This window comes from Rickettsiales bacterium (assembly GCA_029252805.1).
GTDB lineage: Bacteria > Pseudomonadota > Alphaproteobacteria > Rickettsiales > JALZUV01 > JALZUV01.
In genome coordinates this window covers 1-3099 of record JAQXAR010000042.1, presented here as the reverse complement: position 1 = coordinate 3099, position 3099 = coordinate 1, and the positions used below count along the sequence as shown (strand labels likewise).

General features: G+C 46.2%; 7 protein-coding genes and 2 tRNA genes. 2 read left to right on the top strand and 7 right to left on the bottom strand.

What is annotated here, in order from left to right; translation table 11 throughout:
* The 6 genes from P8P30_08655 to P8P30_08630 form a co-directional block, all read right to left on the bottom strand.
* A partial coding sequence (locus tag P8P30_08655) for a hypothetical protein (GenBank protein ID MDG1287615.1) occupies positions 1-219 on the bottom strand: 219 nt, incomplete at its 3' end.
* A gap of 22 nt (positions 220-241) precedes the next feature.
* Entirely contained in the window at positions 242-430 is a 189-nt protein-coding gene (locus P8P30_08650; GenBank protein ID MDG1287614.1) for a hypothetical protein, read from the bottom strand.
* A gap of 26 nt (positions 431-456) precedes the next feature.
* Complete coding sequence (locus P8P30_08645; GenBank protein ID MDG1287613.1) at positions 457-789, bottom strand: hypothetical protein; 333 nt, start codon at positions 787-789, stop codon at positions 457-459.
* Between the two features lie 201 nt (positions 790-990).
* Positions 991-1884, bottom strand: a complete 894-nt coding sequence (locus P8P30_08640; GenBank protein ID MDG1287612.1) for a prolyl oligopeptidase family serine peptidase — start codon at positions 1882-1884, stop codon at positions 991-993.
* 38 nt (positions 1885-1922) lie between these two features.
* Positions 1923-2219, bottom strand: a complete 297-nt coding sequence (locus tag P8P30_08635) for a hypothetical protein (protein ID MDG1287611.1) — start codon at positions 2217-2219, stop codon at positions 1923-1925.
* Positions 2220-2339: 120 nt separating this feature from the next.
* Positions 2340-2414 (bottom strand) — tRNA-Gly (locus tag P8P30_08630).
* Between the two features lie 94 nt (positions 2415-2508).
* Here P8P30_08630 and P8P30_08625 point away from each other — a divergent pair.
* The gene (locus tag P8P30_08625; protein MDG1287610.1) at positions 2509-2685 is read left to right on the top strand and encodes a Trm112 family protein; all 177 of its coding nucleotides are present in this window, start codon (positions 2509-2511) and stop codon (positions 2683-2685) included.
* A gap of 40 nt (positions 2686-2725) precedes the next feature.
* A tRNA-Ser gene (locus P8P30_08620) sits at positions 2726-2815 on the top strand.
* Positions 2816-2994: 179 nt separating this feature from the next.
* Here P8P30_08620 and P8P30_08615 read toward each other — a convergent pair.
* The coding region (locus P8P30_08615; protein ID MDG1287609.1) for an IS1595 family transposase at positions 2995-3099 on the bottom strand (105 nt) is incomplete at its 5' end.

Genomic DNA, 3099 nt, shown 5'->3' with positions numbered 1-3099 from the left:
ATACATTCTCATATAAGCACGATTATAGAGGCGCGTTCTGAAGCGAGCCTTCAGGATTTTTAAAACCTCTTTTCGTATAGAATAAGGCAGCTCAAGCACCATTAAGCGTTCCTCTGGTGGTATGATCGAAAGAGCTCCTAGTGCTTTCTCATCTGCCTCAGTAGGCCTAAAATGACTACTAAATAACGGAATATTTAAGGGCAGGGCCGGCATTGCCATTGGTAGGCTAGTTTGCATATGACTAGACCTCACCAACAGCAAGCGCGTAGCTCTCACAGATTGCAGCATTAATCGCCTCTTTAATGATTGGAGCAGGTTCGCCACCGACAAATGCGCTAACTCTCTTTTGCAAGTCATCCTGTAAATCAAGCAAGCGTGGTAAGTGTGAAGGATTATCCTTCACCAGTTGAAACGGTATTGAATTAGCCATGGTGTTTCTCCCTATATTATTGGCTGTTAAAGATTCAGCGAGTTCGCTATAGGTTGCGCAAACAAGCCTGAATTGCGAAGTTCTGGTTGCTTAGGAGTTGATGCTGGTGCATCGGCTTTTTTTATCTCTGGAGGTGCTTCGCATGCGGCGAGCAGCGTCGCGAGCTTTTTGTCGGCCCAAGCAGTGTAAAGCTTGTGAAAACCGTATTTGCTTTGATCGATGCAGGCAGCAAAATTGTTGTATTGAGCAAGTGCAGTGCCTTGTTGAGCTTTTGCTCGTTTCTCCGGCGACGCGTAACTTCCGGTCTTGAATTTGGCTGCTTTGGTGCTTTGGGACAGTTCCCCCCGCCTCGCCAACATTTTCCATAATATAAATTATCGAACTTCTTTGCTCTACACTCTCGCACCTTATTTGGTGAAGCTTCTAGGCCCCGAATTTTGGCTGAAACCGCGCTGATTGACTGGTAAATTATGACTCGGTGCGCTTAAGTTCATTTCTTCAACGACTAGAACCATTTGGCGCTTACTTTTATTCTGGTGATGCTAAATCTTAGCACCCTTTTACTTTAGATAACGCTGGAACCAAGCATCTACTTCTTGCATCACTTCACCGCGTTGGCGGTTGAGGTAATGATTGCCTCCTTCATACTCGACGAGCTTATGTGGCTGCTCTCGCTCTCTGAGTTTCTGGGCAAGTTGCCGCGAATGCAGCACCGACACATCCTTATCGGCATCACCATGCATTAACAGGATGGGTGTATTGCTGAGTTTATCTAGCCAATATGGCGCTGAGCGTGCTTCTAATGCCGCATAGCCTTCTTCCGCATAATTAGGCAAAACGCGCTGCAGCCAAGCCTCTCGCTTCTGCCCTGCCTCGGTTGAAAGCGTCAAATCAATCAACGGAGCGCCTAGAGCAACTGCATTGACTTGCGCGCCTTGCTTGAGGCTTAAGAGCGTCATCATGCCGCCACGAGACCAGCCAAATAAGAAGATATTCTTGCCGTCCCATTCTTCAATTTGCGGCGCTAAATCAATTAAATGTGTGATATCAGAAACTTCTGCACCGCCAAATTCATCCTCCCCTTCAGAGCCATCAACACCCCTATATTGGCTCGCCAAAATAAGATAATCTTTTGCAATAAGAGGAGCTAGCAAGTTATTGATCGTTAATACATTAAGCATACCATAACTGTTGCGGCCACCTCGATTAAATAAGACGAGCGGCCTGCCCTCTATCGGCACCTCTTTGGGGCGGAAATAAAAGCCCGTCACCTTATAGCCGTCACTATCGTAAGTAACCCGCTCACCAACGATACTCTCATCACGTTCAAATTTTTTCACCCAAGACGCATAGAGCCCTTCATCGATAGACGTTGGCAATACGCCCTCTTTGATTTGTGCATGCGGATGCGGCTCAAATGGCGCGCGAGACAAAAAAACAGGCTGAATACTCATCCAGCCTGTTTACGTGTTTCTATTAATAATGCCAATCTTTAAGAGCCGTCGTGCTTAGCTTTATGTTTCTCTTTGCGCTCGGTTCGTTTCTCTTGTCGCTTCTCTTTACGGTCTGCTTTATTTTCTTGGCGGTCTTCTTTTCTATCGGCGCGCTTTTCTTTACGCTCAGAGTGACGCTCTTGACGGTCTTCTTTATGTTCCGCACGTCGTTCTTTTCGCGCCTCTCCTCGCTCACTCTCCCCTTTCGTCGCTTCGGTTTGATGGTCATGCGCTATCACAGGAGCAGCAATAGTGAGTAAGGCGACGGTAAGAGTAGCAAAAACAATAGATTTCATGAGATAGGTTCCTGAGGTTAAGTGAATATACTTCAAACTATAGCGCCATTTTCTAAAGAAAGGGTTACGAAATAGATTTATTTTGGCAATAAAAAAAGCCGCCCAAAAGGCAGCTTAAAATGGAGCGGGTGAAGAGATTCGAACTCTCGACATCTTCGTTGGCAACGAAGTGCTCTACCACTGAGCTACACCCGCTCGTCTCGCTTAAGAGAACGGCAATATACTTAAATGCCACGCCTTTGCAACCCCCCTCTTTATCATTTTCACAAAAACTGGTAGAACAGCACTTATGAGTAAAGAAATTGACCCTAAATTATTGGAAATCTTAGTCTGCCCGCTGACCAAAGCGCCGCTAACCTACGATAAAACCTCACAAGAATTATGCTGTGCAGAATCGCAACTCGCCTACCCTATTCGTGACGGCATCCCCATCATGCTACCCGATGAAGCGCGCAAACTGGCTTAAGCCTTGACGCATTGGCCGATAAATGGTCAAATAACCGCGTGGACAGGTGGCCGAGTGGCTTAAGGCGCACGCTTGGAAAGCGTGTGTGCGTGCAAACGTACCGCGGGTTCGAATCCCGCTCTGTCCGCCAGCACCTTTTCCGAACATTTCCAAAATCATTCAAAAACACTAGGTAAACCAACAGTTTTGTACTATCGGTTTGTTTATAGTCGTCCGAAGATATATGCCCCAACCAGTAAATAGGGGGGGGGCAAAAGTGGGGGCATAATTTTATACGGCCAATCCAACTATTTAATTTGGGGCTGACACCTAATAATATTCTTTGAGCAACTTTTTCAGGTCTGCCAGTAAGTCACTTGGTGTGCCCATATTAAACCTCCACTCACATTCTTTCAAGAACAGATTAAAATGCTC

What these genes read in the sequence shown, in the direction of transcription:
- P8P30_08650 (MDG1287614.1), bottom strand. Translation starts at nt 430, where the DNA reads ATGGCTAATTCAATACCGTTTCAACTGGTGAAGGATAATCCTTCACAC.
- P8P30_08645 (MDG1287613.1), bottom strand. Translation starts at nt 789, where the DNA reads ATGTTGGCGAGGCGGGGGGAACTGTCCCAAAGCACCAAAGCAGCCAAA.
- P8P30_08640 (MDG1287612.1), bottom strand. Translation starts at nt 1,884, where the DNA reads ATGAGTATTCAGCCTGTTTTTTTGTCTCGCGCGCCATTTGAGCCGCAT.
- P8P30_08635 (MDG1287611.1), bottom strand. Translation starts at nt 2,219, where the DNA reads ATGAAATCTATTGTTTTTGCTACTCTTACCGTCGCCTTACTCACTATT.
- P8P30_08625 (MDG1287610.1), top strand. Translation starts at nt 2,509, where the DNA reads ATGAGTAAAGAAATTGACCCTAAATTATTGGAAATCTTAGTCTGCCCG.